The following is an 18482-nucleotide window of genomic DNA, read 5'->3' as shown; positions in this document are numbered from 1 at the left end:
GATCTCACCCCGTTCTGTTGAGCACGACGGCGGACTGGAATCCGCCGAATCCGCTGCCGACCGACAGGATGTGACGGAGCGGCAGCTCGCGCGCGGTGCGCGGCACGTAGTCGAGGTCGCACTCCGGGTCCGGAGTCTCGTAGTTGGCGGTCGGCGGTACCACGCCGTGGGCCAGTGCGAGGGTGCACGCGACCACCTCGATCGCGCCGATCGCGCCGAGCGAGTGCCCGACCATCGACTTGATCGAGCTCATCGGCGTCTCGTACGCGTGCCCGCCGAGCGAGCGCTTGACGGCCGCCGTTTCGTGCCGGTCGTTCTGCTTGGTGCCCGAGCCGTGCGCGTTGACGTAGTCGACGTCGGTGCGGTTCACCCGGGCGTGGTCGAGCGCGTCGTCGATCGCCCGGGACATCTCCAGCCCCTCCTGGGTGAGGCCGGTCATGTGGTAGGCGTTGCCGAAGGTGGCGAAGCCGCCGATCTCGCCGTAGATCCGGGCGCCGCGCCGGCGGGCGTGTTCCAGCTCCTCCAGCACCAGCACGGCGCCGCCCTCGCCGAGCACGAAGCCGTCCCGGTGGGCGTCGAAGGGGCGGGAGGCGTGCTCCGGGTCGTCGTTGCGTTCGCTGGTGGCCTTGATGGCGTCGAAGCAGGCGACGGTGATCGGCGAGATCGGCGAGTCGGAGGCACCGGCGATGCAGATGTCGGCGCGCCCCTCCTCGACCGCCTGGAAGGCGTAGCCGATCGCGTCCAGCCCGGAGGTGCAGCCGGTGGAGACGGTCTGCACCGGGCCGTGCGCGCCGGTGCGCTCGGCGACCGTGGAGGCCAGCGTGGACGGCGCGAAGGCCCGGTGCAGCTGCGGTTCGGCTCGGCGGTGGTCGACGTCCCAGCGGGCGCCGCCGGCGCTGACCAGGGCGTAGTCGTGCTCCAGTCGGGTGGTGCCGCCGACGGCGGTGCCGAGGGAGACGCCGATCCGCCACGGGTCCTCCGCGGCGAGGTCAAGACCCGCGTCGGCGACCGCCTCGTCCGCCGCCACCATCGCGAACTGCACGTACCGGTCGGCCCGTTGGACGTCCTCGGGGCTCAGTCCGTGCGCCGCCGGGTCGAAGTCGCACTCGGCGGCGATCCGGGAGCGGAACCCGGTGGGGTCGAAGAGCGTGATGCCCCGGGTCGCCGTCCGGCCGGAGGTGAGCAGCCGCCAGAAGGCGGGGACGCCCACGCCACCGGGTGCGACCACGCCGATCCCGGTGACGGCGACGCGCCGTGTCACGAAGCCACCTTGGCGTGTTCCGGCGGGCCGGAGGTGACGGCCCCCTCGGTCTCCTCGGTGTCGACGTGGCCCAGCTCCGGACGGGGGGCGAGCGGGCCGAGGTGGAAGACCATCCGGGCCTCGGTGTCGCCCACGTTGCGGAACCGGTGGCGCATGTCGATCGGGATCATCAGGCCCTGGTTGGGCTTGAGCGCCCGGGTGACCCCGTCCAGGTCGACCTCCAGGTCGCCGCTCACCACGAAGACGAACTCCTCGGAGTACGGGTGGTAGTGCTCGCCGATCCGCTCGCCGGGCTGCACGATGGCCAGGCCCATGAAGCCGCTGGTCGCGCCGCAGGTGGTGGGGGTGAGCATGGCGCGCAGGTCGCCGCCGCGCCGGCGGTTCTCCGGTGCCTCGTCGACGTGCACGATCCGTGGGTACTGCGTGGACATGGTTCTTCCTCCGAGTGTCGGTTCCGGATCTGGTCCGGCGGTGGTGCGGGTCCGGCGGTTCTTCTCGCGGCGGCGTCGTGCCGGCGCCCCGTCAGCCCTCCTGCGAACTGCGGTCGGTGACCGGGTTCATCGCGCGGGCCGCGAGGAAGGCGCTGAGTCCGGCGACGGTCCGAAGGTCGCCGTCGGCGCCGAGGTCGAGGAGCCGGCCGAGGACGGTGGCCTCGCGTTCGCCGGCGACACCGAGGGCCGCCGCCGGGTCGGCCTCGGCGGGTACCCGCAGGTCCACCAGGCGGACCACGACGTCCTCCCGGTGGAAGACGAAGGACGCGGCGACCGGGCCGGTCGGGTCCGCGGTGGCCAGGTTGTCGTGCTCGGCCAGCAGCGCGGCGACGGCCTGCCCGTTGCCGGGCTTCACCGGGTAGAGCACCGCGTGCCGGTGCAGCCGCCCGGAGACGGGGGAGCCCGCGATCGCCTGGTGCTCGGCGGGCAGCGCCGCCTTGGCGAAGAAGGCGCGCGCGGCCTGCGGGTCGCCCAGCTGGCGGGCCTCCTCAAGGTACGGGTTGATCGCCTCCTCGACGGCCCGGACCTCGGGCTGCATGGCGACGTGGCGCAGTGCGTCACCGAGGTTGCCGATCACCTCGACGGCCCGGACGACGCGGTTGCCGTGCATGAACAGCGAGGTGCGGCGCAGCCGGGTGGTCTCGTCGACCTCGGCCTTGGGGGAGGTGTAGCCGGACAGGATCCGGGCCACCTTCTGCTCGCTGCCGGGCTTCACGGTGAAGGTCAGCGCGTGCCGGGTCACCCCGTCCGGGCCGGGTGCGGCCTGCGGCGGGCCGACGTGCCCGGCCGGCGTGGTGCGCGGCAGGCCGGGCGGCACCTCCGCCGGGGCGCGGGTGCCGGTGACGCCGGCCGCCGAGGTCTCCCGGAGGATGGAGTAGCGCAGTGAGCGGAAGCTGTCGCTGACGCAGCCGTGCATCGGCTTGACCATCTCGCGGTGTGCCGGGCTGTCGACCCACTCCAGGAAGGTCTCCTGGTCCTCCCACTCACTGGTGATCAGCCACTGCCGAGGGTCGTTGATCGACTGGCAGAGCTGGTCGCTGACATGCCCGGGGACGGACGCCACCTGGTGGCGCAGCGTCTCGTACACGTCGAGGAAGCGCTGCTGGGCGCCGTCCTTGATCTCCAGCATCAGCATGACGCGCAGCCGCGTGTCGGTCTCGGCCTGCTGTTGCGCCTGCGGTTCGGACAGAGTCGTCATGATCCACTTTCTGCTTCTGGGGCGCCCGCGTCCGGCCGCGCGGGGCGGCGTCCGGCCGGTGGGCCCGACGGGGGAGGGCGGTGCGGTGGCGGTCGGCCCGGGCGTCGGCGTCAGGCCTGAGGTCGATCGTGCGCGGAGCCCGCGGGGTGGCGCGAGATTTGCGGGCCATCCGAGCGAAGGGGCGGCAGAACGACCCCGGGGAGGGGGATGGAGAGACGGGGCCGCCGTGTGTGCGTGCCCCGCCGAGGGCGGCGCCGAGCCCGAAGCCGGACCGCGAACTCCCGTACAGGCTGGAGTAATTGATGAATCCGAAGGTTGACGACCGGGTGCCGGTCCTGATCGTCGGCGGCTCGCTGGTCGGGCTGTCGGCCTCACTCTTCCTGGGCCGACTGGGTGTCAGACACCTGCTGGTCGAGAAGCACGCCGACACCTCGCGTCACCCGCGTGGCCGAGGCAACAACGTCCGCACGATGGAGCTGTACCGGGTGGCCGGGATCGAGCAGGCGATCCGCGAGGCGGCCTCGGTGCTCGCCGCGAACCACGGCATCCTCCAGGCCCCCTCGCTGACCGGCGAGGAGCAGGAGTGGCTGTTCCGGGAGATCGACCCGGGGGGCCGGCTGGCCCGGTTCAGCCCGAGTGCATGGTGCCTGTGCAGCCAGAACGACCTGGAGCCGGTGCTGGTGCGGTCCTCCCGCGAGCTCGGCGGTGACCTGCGCTTCGGCACCGAGCTGCTCTCCTTCGAGCAGGACGCCGACGGGGTGACGGCGCTGCTGCGCAGCCGGGAGACCGGCGAGGAGCGCACCGTCCGGGCGCAGTACCTGGTCGCGGCGGACGGCCCGCGCAGCCCGGCCCGGGATCGGCTGGGCATCGGCCAGACCGGCAAGGGCGAGCTGTTCCACAACGTCAGCATCACCTTCCGGGCCAAGCGGCTGGCCGAGGCGGTGGGCGACCGGCACTTCATCGCCTGCTACCTGACCAACCCGGAGGCCGACGGCGCGCTGCTGCCGGTGGACAACCACGAGGAGTGGGTGTTCCACGCGCCCTGGCACCCAGAGCGCGGCGAGCCGCTGGAGGCGTTCACCGACGAGCGGTGCGTGCGGCACATCCGGGCGGCGGTCGGCGTACCCGACCTGGAGGTGGAGGTCACCGGGAAGGCGCCCTGGCACGCGGCCGAACGGGTGGCCGAGCGGTACTCCGGCGGACGGGTCTTCCTCGCGGGGGACGCCGCGCACGAGATGTCGCCGACCGGCGCGTTCGGCTCCAACACCGGTATCCAGGACGCGCACAACCTGGCCTGGAAGCTGGCCGCGGTGCTGGGCGGCTGGGCCGGGCCGGGGCTGCTGGAGACGTACGGCCAGGAGCGCCGTCCGGTCGCCGAGGTGACGAGCGAGCGTGCCTCGGCGCGCTCGGCCGAGCACAGCCACCCCGGGTACGCGGTGGTGCCGGGCGTCGGCCGGCAGGCCGGCGTGCTGGCGGTGGCGCTCGGCTATCGCTACCCCGAGGGTGCGGTGGCCGGGGCGGATCCGGCGGGCGCGGTGGTGCCGGAGAAGTTCGAGTCGGCCGGCGAGCCCGGCAGCCGGGCGCCGCACCAGTGGCTGCTGCGGGCGGGTGTGAAGCTCTCCACCCTCGACCTGTACGAGCAGGCGATGGTGCTGCTCACCGGCCCCGAAGGCACGGCCTGGCACGAGGGCGCCCAGCGGGCGGCCGACCGGCTGGCCGTCCCGCTGGACGCCTACCGGATCGGTACGGGCGCCGAGGACGACCTGGCGCCCGAGCCCGGCGCGGACTTCGCCGAGCTCCACGGGGTCCGCCCGGACGGCGCGGTGCTGGTCCGTCCGGACGGCTTCGTCGCCTGGCGCTCGGAGGGCGCGGTGGCGGATCCGGAGGCGGCGGTGACGGCGGCGCTGCGCGCGGTGCTGAAGCTGTAGGGCGCCGGGGATACGGGACGGGCCCGCCGGGGTGAACCGGCGGGCCCGTCCTGTGGTGGGACCGAGGGTCAGTGACCGCCCGCGTCGACCACCTCGATGTCCTCGACGTTCCGCTCGATCACGTCGGCCGGCAGCGCGACCCGGATCGCCCAGAAGTAGATGCCGAGGGCGAAGACCGAGACCACGACCATGTCCCACCACATCGGAATGTGGCCCTGGCCGCCGAAGGTGCCCTGCCAGGAGATCACGCCGAGACCCACCAGGTACGCCGGCAGCCACTGGGCGGCCCGCCAGTCCAGGCGCGGCGCGTTCGGCAGGCCCTTGCGGATCGCGTACACGGCGTAGCCGCCGAGCAGCAGGTAGCCGATCAGGATGGCGAAGCCCAGGCGGTACAGGGTCTCCCAGCCGGACCAGTAGATGATCAGGCTGGCGACCACGAAGGACAGCGGGGCGATGACGGCACCGCCGGGCAGGCGGTAGGAGCGCTCCCGGTTCGGCAGGCGGCGGCGCAGCGCGCCGAAGGCGAGCGGGGCGCCGGCGTACATCAGCACGCTCGCGGAGGTGATGAAGCCGACCAGCTCGTGCCAGCTGGGGAACGGCAGGAAGCAGATCACGCCGGTGACGAAGGACATGATCAGGCCGAAGTACGGCACGCCGTTGCGGTCCACCTTCTCGAAGGCCTGCGGCGCATAGCCGTTCTTGCTCAGGCCGTAGGAGATGCGGGAGGTGGAGGTGGTGTAGATCAGGCCGGCGCCGCCGGGGGAGATGATGGCGTCCACGTAGAGGACGTAGGCCAGCCAGCCGAGGCCGACGGTCATGGCGAGGCCGGCGAACGGGCGGCTGATGCCCTCGAAGTCCAGGCCGGCCCAGCCCCCGGCGAGGCTGGCCGCGGGGATCGCGGCGATGAAGACCACCTGCAGCAGCACGTAGATCAGGGTGCCGATGCTGACCGAGCCGATGACGGCGCGCGGGATGTCGCGCTTGGGGTTGCGGCTCTCACCGGAGATCTGCAGGGCCTGCTCGAAGCCGAGCAGGGCGAAGATGATGCCGCTGGTGCTGATCGCGGTCAGGACACCCTTGATCCCGAACGGCGCGAAGCCGTGCTCGGTGAAGTTGCCGGGGTGGAAGTTGGTGATGGCCAGGACGAAGATCGTGGCCAGCGGCACGGCGATCTTGAACCAGGTGGTGATGCTGTTGGTGCGGGCCAGCACCTTGACGCCGAGGAAGTTGACGGCGACGAAGAGGGCCATGAGGAAGACGGCGACGATGAGGCCGCTGGTGGTCAGCGTCTCGTCGGGCCGCTGCAGGCCCTCGGCGAAGGACCAGTGCGTGGCGTAGTTGATCATGGCGAAGACCTCGATCGGCGCCACGGTCGCCGCCTGGAGCCACGAGAACCAGCCGAAAGACATCCCCGCCAGGCCGCCGAAGGCGTAGTGCGGGTAGCGGGCGGTGCCACCCGCGACGGGGAAGAGTCCGCCGAGCTCGGCGTGGACGAACGCCAGCAGTGCGATCGCGATGGCGCCGATGCCCCAGGAGATGAGGGCGGCGGGGCCGGCGACCATGGAGGCGTTCTTCGCGCTGAACAGCCAGCCGGAGCCGATGATCGAGCCGACCGAGGCCCACATGAGGCCGATCAGTCCGACCTCGCGGCGCAGCGAGCGGTGAGTGGGGGTACCGGTGTCGGTACCCGTGCTCGGCGGGGAGAGCTGGTTGAGGGATGCCATGCGAAATCTCTCTGTGGTGTGGGGGCCCCGGCGATCGGAGCGCGGAGAGTTGCCACACAGTAGGCGTATTCATAGGCCTCTGCACAGATTTCATTACTGAATGTTTACCTACTTGGCCGGACATCCTCGCAGGTAGGGGGCATTCAGTTCATACATGTGTTACATAACTGATGAGTAGGTTCAGTACTTGAGCGGGAATTGAGCTTCGCCTCAAGATCTGGCAATCTGGACGGCGAATAGGGTTATAGAAATAGCGCCCACTGCATAGTGATACCGGCCCGGGCTGGTGGGGCGGCCTGCCCCAGGGGTGGTTCGTCCGCTACGGTATGCGCCACCACCGCGGCACAGCGTCGTGTCCGCGCGCTCTTACCTCCCCTCGAAGGTGCGCGCAGATGAAACTCACCCCCCACGAGCAGGAGCGCCTGCTCATCCACGTGGCCGCCGATGTGGCCCGCTCCCGGCGGGGCCGCGGCCTGCGGCTCAACCATCCCGAGGCGGTCGCACTGATCACCTCGCACGTCCTCGAAGGTGCCCGCGACGGCCGGACCGTCGCCGAGCTGATGGACTCCGGCCGCGAGGTGCTCACCCGGGACGACGTCATGGAGGGCATCCCCGAGATGATCCCGGACGTCCAGGTCGAGGCGACCTTTCCGGACGGCACCAAGCTCGTCACCGTCCACGGGCCCATCCAGTGAGCGCCGGCGGAAGCATGACGCCGGGTCAGATCATCCACGGAGAAGGCGAGATCGGCCTCAACCTCGGGCTGGACGTGACCCGGCTGACCGTCCTCAACGGCGCCGACCGGCCCGTCCAGGTCGGCTCGCACTACCACTTCGCCGAGACCAACCCCGGACTCGCGTTCGACCGGGCGGCCGCCCGCGGCCTGCGCCTCAACATCCCCGCCGGCACCGCCGTCCGCTTCGAGCCGGGCATCCCGGTCGAGGTCCAGCTGGTCCCGATCGCCGGCCGCCGCGAGGTCGCCGGACTGCGCGGCGAGACGGCGGGAGCCCTCGATGACTGAGCACCTCGCGGCCGGCCGCCCCGCCCTCCGGCTCACCCGCGAGCGCTACGCCGACCTCTACGGCCCGACCACCGGTGACCGGATCCGGCTCGGCGACACCAATCTGCTGATCGAGGTCGAGGAGGACCGCAGCCGCGGCGGCGACGAAGCCGTCTTCGGCGGCGGCAAGGTGATCCGCGAGTCCATGGGCCAGGCCCGCACCAGCCGCGCCGAAGGGGCCCCGGACACCGTCATCACCGGCGCCGTGGTGCTCGACCACTGGGGCGTCGTCAAGGCCGACATCGGCATCCGGGACGGCCGGATCACCGCGCTCGGCAAGGCCGGCAACCCCGAGACCATGGACGGCGTCCACCTCCGGCTGGTGATCGGCCCGGAGACCGAGGTGATCGCCGGCAACGGCAGGATCGTCACCGCCGGCGCCGTCGACACCCACGTCCACTTCATCTGCCCGCAGCTGGTGGACGAGGCACTGGCCTCGGGTGTCACCACCCTGGTCGGCGGCGGCACCGGGCCCGCCGAGGGCACCAAGGCCACCACCGTCACCCCGGGCGCCTGGCACCTCGGCAGGCTCTTCGCGGCGATGGACGGCCTGCCGGTCAACGTCGGACTGCTCGGCAAGGGCAACACCGTCAACGAGGCGTCGATGCACGACCAGCTGCGGGCCGGCGCGCTCGGCTTCAAGATCCACGAGGACTGGGGAGCCACCCCGGCCGTGATCGACGCCTGCCTGCGGGTCTGCGACCGGACCGGTGCCCAGCTCGCCCTCCACACCGACACCCTGAACGAGGCCGGCTTCGTCGGCGACACCCTCGCCGCGATCGCCGGCCGGGGCATCCACGCCTACCACACCGAGGGTGCCGGCGGCGGCCACGCGCCCGACATCATCACCGTGGTGAGCGAGGCCAACGTGCTGCCCAGCTCCACCAACCCGACCAGGCCGCACACCGTCAACACCGTCGACGAGCACCTCGACATGCTGATGGTCTGTCACCACCTCAGCCCGCACGTGCCCGAGGACCTCGCGTTCGCGGAGTCCCGGATCCGGCCCTCCACCATCGCCGCCGAGGACGTCCTGCACGATCTCGGTGCCATCTCCATCATCAGCTCCGACTCCCAGGCCATGGGCCGGATCGGCGAGATCGTGCTGCGCACCTGGCAGACCGCCCACGTGATGAAGGCCCGGCGCGGCGCGCTGCCCGGGGACGGTCGCGCCGACAACCACCGGGCCCGGCGCTATGTCGCCAAGTACACCATCAACCCCGCCGTCGCCCAGGGGCTGGACGGCGAGATCGGCTCGGTCGAACCCGGCAAGCTCGCCGACCTGGTGCTCTGGTCGCCGGCCTTCTTCGGGGTCAAGCCCGACCTGGTCGTCAAGGGCGGCCAGATCGCCCGGGCGCAGGTGGGCGACGCCAACGCGTCCATCCCCACGCCCCAGCCGGTGCTGCCGCGGCCGATGTTCGGCGCCACCGGGCGCTCGGCGGCGGCCAACTCGCTCAACTTCACCGCGCAGGCCGCGATCGACGACGGCCTGCCCGCCCGGCTGGCCGAACAGCTCGGCGTCGCCAAGGAGTTCACCGCGATCCGGAACACCCGCGGGGTCACCAAGGAGCAGATGGTCAACAACAGCGCCCGCCCCGACGTCCGGGTCGACCCCGACACCTTCACCGTCACCGTCGACGGCGAGGTCATCACCCCCGAACCGGCCACCGAACTGCCGCTCGCCCAGCGGTACTTCCTCTTCTGATGGCCCTCGCTGCCCTGCTGATGCTCGCCGACGGCCGGTTCCCCGCCGGCGGGCACGCGCACTCCGGCGGCGCCGAGGCGGCGGTCAAGGCCGGGCGGGTGTACGACAGTGCCACGATGGCGGCCTTCCTCACCGGGCGGCTGCACACCACCGGCCTGGTCGCCGCCGCCCTGGCCGCCGCGGCCGCCGCCGGACAGGACATCGTCGTCCTGGACGCGGCGGCCGAGGCCCGCACCCCGTCGCCGGCCCTGCGCGCCACCAGTCGCCGGCTCGGCCGCCAGCTGCTCAGGGCCGCCCGCGCCGCCTGGCCGCACGACCGACTCGACCGGCTCGCCGGCGAGTTCCCGCGCGGCGCGCACCAGCCGGTGGTGCTCGGCACCGCCGCGCTGGCCGCCGGGCTCGCCCCCGCCCAGGCCGCCTCCGCCGCCGTGTACGAGAGCGTCAACGGGCCGGCCACGGCATGCGTGCGGCTGCTCGGCCTCGACCCGTACGAGGTCGCCGCCGCGCTCGCCCGCCTCGCGCCGCAGCTCGACGCCGTCGCCGGCGCGGCCCTCGCCGCGGCGCTGCGCGGCGACCCGGACGCGCTGCCGGCCGCCTCCGCCCCGCTGCTCGACGTCTACGCCGAAGAGCACCACTCCTGGAAGGTCCGTCTCTTTGCATCGTGACCACGTCGACCCCGTCGACGCACCCGTCCGCCACACGTACGCCGCCGCCGGCCGCCGCCGCGCCCTGCGGATCGGCCTCGGCGGGCCGGTCGGCTCCGGCAAGACCGCCACCGTCGCCGCCCTCTGCCGCCTGCTGCGCGAGGAACTGTCGCTGGCCGTCGTCACCAACGACATCTACACCACCGAGGACGCCGAGTTCCTGCTCCGCAACGCCGTCCTGCCGCCCGAGCGGATCAGCGCGGTCGAGACCGGCTGCTGCCCGCACACCGCCATCCGCGACGACATCTCCGCCAACCTGGAGGCCGTCGAGGAGTTGGAGGACGCCGTCGGCCCGCTCGACCTCGTCCTCGTCGAGTCCGGCGGCGACAACCTCACCGCCACCTTCAGCCGCGGGCTGGTCGATCACCAGATCTTCGTCATCGACGTCTCCGGCGGCGACAAGATCCCGCGCAAGGGCGGCCCCGGCGTCTCCACCTCCGACCTGCTGGTGATCAACAAGACCGACCTGGCCCCGCTGGTCGGCGCCGACCTCGGCGTGATGGCCCGCGACGCCGCCGCCCAGCGCGGCGAGCTGCCCACCGTCTTCTGCTCGCTCACCTCGGCCGAGGGCGTGGCCCCCGTCGCCGCCTGGGTCCGGCAGAAGCTCGCGGCCTGGCGCGAGGCCGACCGGCGCGAGACCACGCAGTACGGGGCCGACCCGCGTGAGGCCACGCAGCACGGGGCCGACCGGCGCGAGGCCGCGCGGCACGCGACCGACCGGCGCGAGGCCCGGTGACGGCCGCAGTCCTCGCGCGGGCCCGCATCCTCGCCGAGCCGGACGGGCGGGGCACCACCGCCCTGCCCGTCCTCTCCGGCGCCGGCCCGCTCGCCCCCCGCCGCACCCGGGACGACGACGGCGCCGCCCACGTGGTGCTCGTCGGCTCGATGGCCGCACCGCTCGGCGGCGACCGGCTCGCCCTCGCCGTCGACCTCGCCGGCGGCGCCGCGCTCACCGTCACCAGCGCGGCCGCCACCATCAGCCTGCCCGGGCCCGGGCCCGCGTTCTACGACATCGCGTTGACCGTGGGGGAGGGCGCCCGGCTCGACTGGCGGCCCGAACCCGTCGTCGCCGCGAGCGGCAGCCACCTCGTCCTGCACACCCGGATCACCCTCGCCGCCGGCGCCCGGCTGCGCTACCGCGAGGAACAGATCCTCGGCCGCCACCACGACTGGGCCCGTGGCGCCGCCCCCGGCCGGCTCACCTCCCGGCTCACCGTCCGCCGCGCCGGCCGGCTCCTGCTCGACCAGCAGACCGACCTCGGCCCCGGCGCCCCCGGCTGGGACGGCCCCGCCGTCCTCGGCGGCCACCGGGCCACCGGACAGCGGCTCACCGTCGGCCACCCGCCGCCGCCACCGCCCGGGCGGCCCGCCGGGGGCGACGCCGCCCTGCTCACGCTGCCCGACCCGGACGTCGCGCTGCTCACCGCCGCAGCCCCGGACGGGCTCGCACTGCGCCGACTCCTGGGGTAGCCCACCCGGGGCGGGCGTGGCGTACCGGCGCGGCTGTGAGCACCCGCCCTAGCCGCAAGCACGACGCGGTGCTCCACCTCGTCCCCCGGATCGGCGACTTCATCACCCCCGGCACCCCGATCGTCCGGGTGGCCGGCGCCCGACCGCCGCGCCCGCGGCGGATCGCCCTGGCCTTCAACGTCGGCGTCGACCGGACGATGCACCAGGACCTCGGCTTCGGGTTCCGTCAGCTGGTCGACATCGCCATCCGTGCGCTCTCGCCCGCCGTCAACGACCCGACCACCGCGGTGCAGTCCATCGACCGGATCCACCAACTGCTCGCCATGCTCGTCCACGAGAGCTTCGGGGACCTCTGCTTCCGCGACCGGGCAGGCGCCGTCCGGCTGGTGGAACCGGTACCGGACTGGCGCTGCGTGGTCGACCTCGCCTTCACCGAGATCCGCCTCTGCGGCGCCGGGCACCCGCAGGTGACACGCCGCCTCGCCGCCTCCCTGGACGACCTGCTGCGCATCGCCCCCGAGCATCGGCGCACCCGACTCATTGAGCAGCGCGTCCTGTTGGACCGGGCCGTGGCGGAGAACCTGTCCGACCCACGGGCCCGGACGTTCGCCCTGGTGCCGGACCGCCAGGGCATCGGCTGAGCCGCCGGCTGCCGCTAGCCGCCGGTCACCAGGTCGGACGGGTCGGTGTTGGCGCCGCAGAGCAGGACGGCGATCCGCTCGCCGTCGGTGCCGTCCACCGCGGCGAGGGCGGTGGCCGCCGCGTGTTCGACGGCGATCCGGCGCTCGTCCCAAAGGTCCTGCCGGGCCCGGACGATGGCGGTGTCCGGCACCAGCACCGAACGGACGCCGTCCTGTCGGGCGGCATGGACGGCGAGTGCGGTGGCCCGGCGGGCGCCCAGGGAGTCCGAGGCCACCGACTCCACCGGGACGTCCACCGGACTCCCCGCCGCCAGCGCCGCGTTCAACGCCCGGCTGCCCGCCGGCTCCACCGCCACCACCCGGACGTCGTGCTCGCGCGCCGCGGCCGCCACCCCGGCGAACAGTCCGCCGCCTCCCACCGACACCACCACCGTGTCCAGGCCCGGGAGTTGGTCCCGGATCTCCTCCAGCACCGTCCCGGCCCCAGCCGCGATCAGCGGGTGGTCGTAGGCGTGCGAGGCCAACGCGCCGCTCGCCGCCGCGAACTCCTCGCACGCGGCCAGCGCCTCCGCGTACTCACCGCCCGCCAGCCGTACCTCGGCGCCGTAGGAGCGCAGCCGCGCCATCTTCACCGGCGGCGCCGTCTCCGGCAGGAACACCGTGGCGCGCACGCCGAGTTCACGGGCCGCCCAGGCACAGGCCAGGCCCGCGTTCCCGCCCGACGCGATGGTCACCCCGGCGGCGGGCAGGGTGCCCGCCCCGGCGTGCGCGAGCAGGAAGTTCTGCGCGCCGCGCGCCTTGAAACTCCCGGTGTGCTGCAGGTACTCCAGAGCCAGCCAGACCCGCCCGCCCTCGTCTCCCGGCGCCACCACCACCGGTCGCACCCGCCCCGCGATCCGCTCCCCGGCCGCCTTCACGTCGCTGTACGTCAGGTGGTCCACGCCGCTGCTCTCCTCCGCACCCGGGGGTGGAGGACGACCTCCACCGCGTCTCCGCCGACGGTACGTGGTCACCGTGGGCGAGAGAAGATCACGACCGGCCGGGGGCGGGGGCTTCACGGATCCCCCGCGACACCGACGCGGGGGCGCGGGGGCGCGGGGGCACGTGGCTACGGCACCGGCCGGAGCGTCGGCGGCCGGGGGACGAGGGCGCGCAGGACCAGCTCGATCCGGACGTGGGCGGCGCCGGCCCGCAGCAGGGCCGCGGAGATGGCCCGTAACTCCTCGGGGCCGGTGCAGGCGAGGCGGAGTTCGAGGTCGGCGTCCCCGGCCAGGGCGAGTCCGCTCTGCACGGCGGGGAACTCGGCGGCCAGCCGGTCGAAGTCGAGCGGGACGGGGCCGAAGCCGACCCGGGCGAGGGCGTGCAGGGACCGGGCTCCCTCGGGCTGCGGCGCGGCGCCGCCGGGGACCAGGTGGAGGGCGGTCACCGGGGCTGGAGCTGGGCCGCCGGGGCAGGGGAGCAGGTGGCGGGCACGGGCGGCGCCACCAGGCGCGGGTCCAGGACCACGGTGTCGACGCCGAGCGGTGCGGCGAGTGCCCGCAGTGCGGGTTCCGCGAGCTCGGTGGACGCCTGGCCCGGCCCGAGCAGGGCGGTCAGGGCCTCGGCGGAGCTGAAGCCGACCGCGCAGCGGCGGCCGTCGCGGAGGCGGAACAGGCGAAGGGCGGTGGTGCGTCCGGTGACGGTGACCGGGACGTGCCAGACGACGCGGGCCATGCGGGTGCTCCCGAGTGGTGGAGGGGCCTGCCGGAACTGCTTCTCCGACGTTAGGGGGCCCGCGGTCCGCCGGGCGCCGTCCTGACGCGGTGTTGACCGAATGCGGCGCCGCGTTGACGGACTCCTGACGTTCGCCCGGCCGTCCTTCCTCAAACATCCTTATTCTTCCCTCTGGCCATGCTCGGTATGGTAGTTTGCGGAGTAATAGAGCAGTCCAAGGAGGGTGGCACGCGTGCCGCAGTACTACTCGGTGGAACAGGTGGCCGAGCTGCTCGGGCTGCATGTCCGGACCGTGCGCGGCTACGTCCGCGACGGCCGGCTGAAGGCGGCCCGGATCGGCAAGCAGTACCGGATCACCGAGGAGGACCTGGCGGCCTTCACCGGCACCCCGGCGACGCCCGCTCCGGCCGCCGCGCCGGAGCTCCATGCCGAGGCCTCGACGATCGTGCAGGTCGACGGCATCGGTACCCGGGAGGCCGCCTGGCTCGCCAACACCGTGATGGCGGCGATCGCCGGCCCCCGTGAGGGCAGGCCGCTGAAGCTCCAGACCGTGCACGACGAGGAGCGGTCGACGCTCAAGGTGATCATCCTCGGGGGGCTGGCCGACACCGCCGAGCTGCTCGTCCTCATCAATGCGCTGACCAGGGAGAATCGTCATGTCTGAGCACCACGAGGCCACCGACACCGTCGAGCCCGCCGCGGCGGTGGCCGCCAGGGCGGAGGCCGTCGAGGTCGCCGGGGCCACCGTGCTGCGCCTGCCCGCCGAGGGCCCGGCGGTCCGCGGCGAGCGGGACGCGATGGACCTGATCGGCGACGCGATGGGCCACGACGCCGCCTGGGTCGTCGTCCCGGCCGCCCGCCTCGGCGACGACTTCTTCCGGCTGAGCACCCGGGTCGCCGGCGAGATCTCGCAGAAGTTCGTCAACTACCGGATCGGCCTGGCCGTCACCGGCGACATCTCCGGACACCTGGCCGCCAGCAGCGCCCTGCGCGACTTCGTCTACGAGAGCAACCGCGGCAACCAGCTCTGGTTCGTCGCCGACGCCGAGGAGTTCGGCGCCCGGCTCGCCCGGGCCTGACCCTTCTCCGCTTGCCCCGCGCCCGTCCCGGGACCACGGTGGACCTGACCGCCGCCGACCCGGGGCGGGCGCCGGCGCGTGCTCCGGAGCGGGGGGTGGTGGAGCGGAGGGGCGATCACGAGATATCTTGACATCAAGACGTTGGAGACGTGAAGCGGAGTACCGATGACTGACTCGACCATCATCTATACGCACACCGACGAGGCGCCGGCCCTGGCAACGTATTCGTTCCTGCCTGTGGTCCAGGCCTACGCCTCGACGGCGGGCGTCCGGGTGGAGACTCGCGACATCTCCCTGGCCGGGCGGATCATCGCGAGCTTCCCGGAGCGTCTGGAGGAGGGCCAGCGGATCGAGGACGCCCTCGCCGAGCTCGGCGAGCTCGCCAAGACCCCGGGCGCCAACATCATCAAGCTGCCGAACATCTCGGCTTCCATCCCGCAGCTGAAGGCGGCCATCGCCGAGCTGCAGGCGCAGGGCTACGCGCTGCCGGACTACCCGGACGACCCGCAGACCGACGAGGACAAGGACGTCCGCGCCCGGTACGACAAGGTCAAGGGCAGCGCCGTCAACCCCGTCCTGCGTGAGGGCAACTCGGACCGCCGCGCCCCCGCGTCGGTCAAGAACTACGCCAAGACGCACCCGCACCGTATGGGCGCCTGGACGGCCGACTCCAAGACCAACGTCGCCACCATGGGCCAGAACGACTTCCGCTCCACCGAGAAGTCCGCCGTGGTCGCCGCCGACGGCTCGCTCCGCATCGAGCTGGTCGGCGAGGACGGCACCACCACCGTGCTGCGCCCGTCGGTGCCGGTCCTGGCCGGCGAGGTCGTCGACGCCTCGGTGCTGCGCGTCGCCGCGCTGCGCGAGTTCCTGGCCGCGCAGGTCGCCCGCGCCAAGGCCGAGGGCGTGCTGTTCTCGGTGCACCTCAAGGCCACCATGATGAAGGTCTCCGACCCGATCATCTTCGGCCACGTGGTCCGCGCCTTCTTCCCGAAGACCTTCGCCACGTACGGCGAGGCGCTCGTCGCCGCCGGCCTCAACCCGAACAACGGCCTCGGCGGCATCCTCGCCGGCCTGGACGGCGTGCCGCACCTGGGCGAGGAGATCAAGGCCTCGTTCGAGGCCGAGCTGGCCGAGGGCCCGGCCCTGGCCATGGTCGACTCCGACAAGGGCATCACCAACCTGCACGTGCCGTCCGACGTCATCGTCGACGCCTCGATGCCGGCCATGATCCGCACCTCCGGCCACATGTGGGGCCCGGACGGCAACGAGGCCGACACCCTGGCCGTGCTGCCGGACAGCAGCTACTCCGGCGTGTACCAGGCCGTCATCGACGACTGCCGCGCCCACGGCGCCCTCGACCCGGCCACCATCGGCTCGGTGCCGAACGTCGGCCTGATGGCCCAGGCGGCCGAGGAGTACGGCAGCCACGACAAGACCTTCGAGATCCCGGCCGCCGGCACCGTCCGCCTGGTCGACACCGAGGGCAACGTGGTGCTGGAGCAGGCCGTCCAGGCCGGCGACATCTTCCGCGCCTGCCAGACCAAGGACCTGCCGATCCGCGACTGGGTCAAGCTGGCCGTCACCCGCGCCCGCGCCACCGGCAGCCCGGCCGTCTTCTGGCTGGACGAGGGCCGTGCGCACGACGCCGTCCTGATCGGGAAGGTCAAGGCGTACCTGCCGGAGCACGACACCGAGGGCCTGCAGATCGAGATCAAGACGCCGGTCGAGGCGACGAAGTTCTCGCTGGAGCGCATCCGCCGCGGCGAGGACACCATCTCCGTCACCGGCAACGTGCTGCGTGACTACCTGACCGACCTCTTCCCGATCCTGGAGCTGGGCACCAGCGCCAAGATGCTGTCGGTCGTCCCGCTGATGAACGGCGGCGGCCTGTTCGAGACCGGCGCCGGCGGCTCCGCCCCGAAGCACGTCCAGCAGCTGGTCAAGGAGAACTACCTGCGCTGGGACAGCCTGGGCGAGTTCTTCGCGCTGGCCGCCAGCTTCGAGCACCTGGCCCAGTCCACCGACAACGCCCGCGCCCAGGTGCTGGCCGACACGCTGGACCGCGCCACCGGCACCTTCCTCAACGAGGACAAGTCGCCGAGCCGCCGCCTCGGCGGCATCGACAACCGTGGCAGCCACTTCTACCTGGCCCTCTACTGGGCCCAGGAGCTGGCCCGGCAGACCGCCGACGCCGCCCTGGCCGAGGCGTTCGCGGGCCTGGCCAAGTCGCTGGCCGAGCAGGAGCAGACCATCGTCGAGGAGCTCATCGCCGTCCAGGGCGCCCCGGTCGAGCTCGGTGGCTACTACCAGCCCGACCCGGCCAAGGCCGCGGCCGCGATGCGCCCGTCGAAGACCTTCAACGACGCGCTGGCCAACCTCGGCTGAACGCAGCCCAGTCGAACCGGGAGGCCCCGGGGTCCGCTCCTTGGGACCCCGGGGCCTCCCGGCGTTCGTCCCGAGGACACGGCGACCGGCCCGCCGGCCGGGCCCTACCAGCGCCAGCCGGCCACCGCCCCGGCTGCCGCGAGCAGCAGGCCGGCCGCGCCGTTCACCCGCGGGTAGAGCAGGGCGGTCGCGACCACCTCGCGCAGGACGGCACTCGGCCAGTAGTACGCGGCGGTCGGCGCCCCGACCACCTGGCCGGGCACGCCGGCCCGGCGGGCGGCGATGGCGGAGCGGAGCACGTGGAAGCTGCTGGTGACCACGGTGCAGTGGTAGCCCGGGTGCTCGCGCTCCATCAGCTCGCGGCTGAAGGCCAGGTTCTCGGTGGTGCTGGTGGCCTTCTCCTCCCGCCGGATCCGCTCGCCAGGGCAGCCGCGGGCGAGCAGGTGGGCGGCCATCGCGGCCGCCTCGGTGCAGCTCTCGTCCGGCCCCTTGCCACCGGTGACCAGCAGCAGCGGTGTGTGCCCGGCCGCCTCCTCGGCCCGGTACAGCGCCAGCGCCCGGTCCAGCCGGGCGGCCAGCAGCGGTGGCACCTCGCAGCCGTCGAGCCCGGCGCCGAGCACGACCACGTAGTCGGCGCCCGGGCGGACGGCCAGCCGCCGGTAGAGCAGGGTGTATCCGAGGAAGCAGAGCAGCAGGAACGCGCCGTAACCGCCGAGCAGGACGGCGGCGCCGGCGGCCGCGCGCAGCGCCCGCACGCTCAGGTAGGTGGCCGAGAGCAGCAGCCCCAGCAGCCCGAGCAGGGCCGCACCGGTGAGCAGGGAGAGCAGGCTGGCCGGCCGGGTGCCCTCCCGGCGGACCATCGTGACCCCGTTCGCCACCAGCAGCGCGGCCGCGACGATCCCGCTCAGCCAGACCGCGCCTGCCACCCCGGCGGTGACGGCGCCCGCCGCCGGCGCCGAGAAGTGGCCGACGGCGCTCACCGTGCCGACCGCCACGCAGAGGCCGGTCAGCCCGAGCAGCACACCGTTGCCGAACCGTCGCGGTTCCTGGATCCGGGAGAGCAGCACCACGGCGAGCAGGGCGGCCATCAGAAGGGCTTGCATGCACCGGATGGTAAGCG

Annotated in this window: 19 protein-coding genes; 11 read left to right on the top strand and 8 right to left on the bottom strand. The window is 73.2% G+C overall.

The window, feature by feature from the left end; all coding sequences use genetic code 11:
* Positions 1-4 precede the first annotated feature (4 nt).
* From OG286_RS06715 to OG286_RS06705, 3 genes are all read right to left on the bottom strand, one after another.
* Entirely contained in the window at positions 5-1261 is a 1257-nt protein-coding gene (locus OG286_RS06715) for a beta-ketoacyl-[acyl-carrier-protein] synthase family protein (protein WP_405362715.1), read from the bottom strand.
* Entirely contained in the window at positions 1258-1692 is a 435-nt protein-coding gene (locus tag OG286_RS06710) for a cupin domain-containing protein (protein ID WP_396322454.1), read from the bottom strand. The genes OG286_RS06715 and OG286_RS06710 overlap by 4 nt, the downstream gene beginning before the upstream one ends.
* A 91-nt stretch (positions 1693-1783) precedes the next feature.
* Complete coding sequence (locus OG286_RS06705; protein ID WP_396322453.1) at positions 1784-2950, bottom strand: SchA/CurD-like domain-containing protein; 1167 nt, start codon at positions 2948-2950, stop codon at positions 1784-1786.
* A gap of 302 nt (positions 2951-3252) precedes the next feature.
* Between OG286_RS06705 and OG286_RS06700 the strand changes: the two genes are divergently transcribed.
* A complete protein-coding gene (locus OG286_RS06700) occupies positions 3253-4878 on the top strand; it encodes an FAD-dependent oxidoreductase (protein WP_396322452.1) in 1626 nt (541 codons plus the stop codon).
* Between the two features lie 68 nt (positions 4879-4946).
* Here the strand turns inward: OG286_RS06700 and OG286_RS06695 are convergent, their stop codons facing one another.
* Complete coding sequence (locus OG286_RS06695; RefSeq protein WP_396322451.1) at positions 4947-6602, bottom strand: APC family permease; 1656 nt, start codon at positions 6600-6602, stop codon at positions 4947-4949.
* A gap of 392 nt (positions 6603-6994) precedes the next feature.
* On the opposite strand from OG286_RS06695, the gene OG286_RS06690 reads away from it, so the two are divergent.
* The 7 genes from OG286_RS06690 to OG286_RS06660 are packed head-to-tail and all read left to right on the top strand — an operon-like array spanning position 6995 to position 12182.
* Positions 6995-7297 (top strand): urease subunit gamma, encoded by a 303-nt coding sequence (locus OG286_RS06690; RefSeq protein WP_396322450.1) that lies wholly within the window; start codon positions 6995-6997, stop codon positions 7295-7297.
* Positions 7298-7311: 14 nt separating this feature from the next.
* Entirely contained in the window at positions 7312-7623 is a 312-nt protein-coding gene (locus tag OG286_RS06685; protein WP_396322449.1) for an urease subunit beta, read from the top strand.
* Positions 7616-9367 carry an urease subunit alpha gene (locus OG286_RS06680; protein ID WP_396322448.1) on the top strand — a complete coding sequence of 584 codons (1752 nt, stop codon included), beginning with the start codon at positions 7616-7618 and terminating at the stop codon, positions 9365-9367. Before OG286_RS06685 ends, OG286_RS06680 begins: the two co-directional genes overlap by 8 nt.
* A complete protein-coding gene (locus OG286_RS06675) occupies positions 9367-10032 on the top strand; it encodes an urease accessory protein UreF (RefSeq protein WP_396322447.1) in 666 nt (221 codons plus the stop codon). Before OG286_RS06680 ends, OG286_RS06675 begins: the two co-directional genes overlap by 1 nt.
* Positions 10022-10807 (top strand): urease accessory protein UreG, encoded by a 786-nt coding sequence (gene ureG / locus OG286_RS06670; RefSeq protein ID WP_396322446.1) that lies wholly within the window; start codon positions 10022-10024, stop codon positions 10805-10807. The genes OG286_RS06675 and ureG overlap by 11 nt, the downstream gene beginning before the upstream one ends.
* Positions 10804-11541, top strand: a complete 738-nt coding sequence (locus tag OG286_RS06665) for an urease accessory protein UreD (protein ID WP_396322445.1) — start codon at positions 10804-10806, stop codon at positions 11539-11541. The genes ureG and OG286_RS06665 overlap by 4 nt, the downstream gene beginning before the upstream one ends.
* Before the next feature lie 35 nt (positions 11542-11576).
* Positions 11577-12182, top strand: coding sequence for a DUF2254 family protein (locus OG286_RS06660; protein WP_405362721.1), 606 nt, complete (start codon positions 11577-11579; stop codon positions 12180-12182).
* 14 nt (positions 12183-12196) lie between these two features.
* Here OG286_RS06660 and OG286_RS06655 read toward each other — a convergent pair whose 3' ends face one another.
* The 3 genes from OG286_RS06655 to OG286_RS06645 all read right to left on the bottom strand — a co-directional run bounded on the left by OG286_RS06655 (position 12197) and on the right by OG286_RS06645 (position 13895).
* Entirely contained in the window at positions 12197-13123 is a 927-nt protein-coding gene (locus OG286_RS06655) for a serine/threonine dehydratase (protein WP_396322443.1), read from the bottom strand.
* A 167-nt stretch (positions 13124-13290) separates the two neighbouring features.
* Positions 13291-13608: a hypothetical protein gene (locus OG286_RS06650; protein ID WP_396322442.1), complete on the bottom strand. Its 318-nt coding sequence runs from the start codon at positions 13606-13608 to the stop codon at positions 13291-13293.
* On the bottom strand, positions 13605-13895 hold the full coding sequence (locus tag OG286_RS06645; RefSeq protein WP_396322441.1) for an SAV_915 family protein: 291 nt from the start codon (positions 13893-13895) through the stop codon (positions 13605-13607). The genes OG286_RS06650 and OG286_RS06645 overlap by 4 nt, the downstream gene beginning before the upstream one ends.
* Before the next feature lie 232 nt (positions 13896-14127).
* Here OG286_RS06645 and OG286_RS06640 point away from each other — a divergent pair, with 232 nt between their 5' ends.
* From OG286_RS06640 to OG286_RS06630, 3 genes are all read left to right on the top strand, one after another.
* On the top strand, positions 14128-14559 hold the full coding sequence (locus tag OG286_RS06640; protein WP_396322440.1) for a helix-turn-helix domain-containing protein: 432 nt from the start codon (positions 14128-14130) through the stop codon (positions 14557-14559).
* Positions 14552-14974 (top strand): DUF4180 domain-containing protein, encoded by a 423-nt coding sequence (locus tag OG286_RS06635; protein ID WP_396322439.1) that lies wholly within the window; start codon positions 14552-14554, stop codon positions 14972-14974. The genes OG286_RS06640 and OG286_RS06635 overlap by 8 nt, the downstream gene beginning before the upstream one ends.
* A gap of 165 nt (positions 14975-15139) precedes the next feature.
* Complete coding sequence (locus OG286_RS06630; protein WP_396322438.1) at positions 15140-17362, top strand: NADP-dependent isocitrate dehydrogenase; 2223 nt, start codon at positions 15140-15142, stop codon at positions 17360-17362.
* Between the two features lie 104 nt (positions 17363-17466).
* Here OG286_RS06630 and OG286_RS06625 read toward each other — a convergent pair whose 3' ends face one another.
* Positions 17467-18465 (bottom strand): YdcF family protein, encoded by a 999-nt coding sequence (locus tag OG286_RS06625; protein ID WP_396322437.1) that lies wholly within the window; start codon positions 18463-18465, stop codon positions 17467-17469.
* Between the last annotated feature and the right edge of the window lie 17 nt (positions 18466-18482).

The organism is Kitasatospora sp. NBC_00039 (assembly GCF_045160625.1).
Lineage (GTDB): Bacteria > Actinomycetota > Actinomycetes > Streptomycetales > Streptomycetaceae > Kitasatospora.
The sequence above is the reverse complement of the archived record's forward strand: the minus strand, read 5'-3'. Positions and strand labels throughout refer to the sequence as shown.

What these genes read in the sequence shown, in the direction of transcription:
- OG286_RS06625 (WP_396322437.1), bottom strand. Translation starts at nt 18,465, where the DNA reads ATGCAAGCCCTTCTGATGGCCGCCCTGCTCGCCGTGGTGCTGCTCTCC.
- OG286_RS06685 (WP_396322449.1), top strand. Translation starts at nt 7,312, where the DNA reads ATGACGCCGGGTCAGATCATCCACGGAGAAGGCGAGATCGGCCTCAAC.
- OG286_RS06695 (WP_396322451.1), bottom strand. Translation starts at nt 6,602, where the DNA reads ATGGCATCCCTCAACCAGCTCTCCCCGCCGAGCACGGGTACCGACACC.
- OG286_RS06635 (WP_396322439.1), top strand. Translation starts at nt 14,552, where the DNA reads ATGTCTGAGCACCACGAGGCCACCGACACCGTCGAGCCCGCCGCGGCG.
- OG286_RS06630 (WP_396322438.1), top strand. Translation starts at nt 15,140, where the DNA reads ATGACTGACTCGACCATCATCTATACGCACACCGACGAGGCGCCGGCC.
- OG286_RS06705 (WP_396322453.1), bottom strand. Translation starts at nt 2,950, where the DNA reads ATGACGACTCTGTCCGAACCGCAGGCGCAACAGCAGGCCGAGACCGAC.
- OG286_RS06690 (WP_396322450.1), top strand. Translation starts at nt 6,995, where the DNA reads ATGAAACTCACCCCCCACGAGCAGGAGCGCCTGCTCATCCACGTGGCC.
- OG286_RS06710 (WP_396322454.1), bottom strand. Translation starts at nt 1,692, where the DNA reads ATGTCCACGCAGTACCCACGGATCGTGCACGTCGACGAGGCACCGGAG.
- OG286_RS06675 (WP_396322447.1), top strand. Translation starts at nt 9,367, where the DNA reads ATGGCCCTCGCTGCCCTGCTGATGCTCGCCGACGGCCGGTTCCCCGCC.
- OG286_RS06645 (WP_396322441.1), bottom strand. Translation starts at nt 13,895, where the DNA reads ATGGCCCGCGTCGTCTGGCACGTCCCGGTCACCGTCACCGGACGCACC.
- OG286_RS06680 (WP_396322448.1), top strand. Translation starts at nt 7,616, where the DNA reads ATGACTGAGCACCTCGCGGCCGGCCGCCCCGCCCTCCGGCTCACCCGC.
- OG286_RS06700 (WP_396322452.1), top strand. Translation starts at nt 3,253, where the DNA reads ATGAATCCGAAGGTTGACGACCGGGTGCCGGTCCTGATCGTCGGCGGC.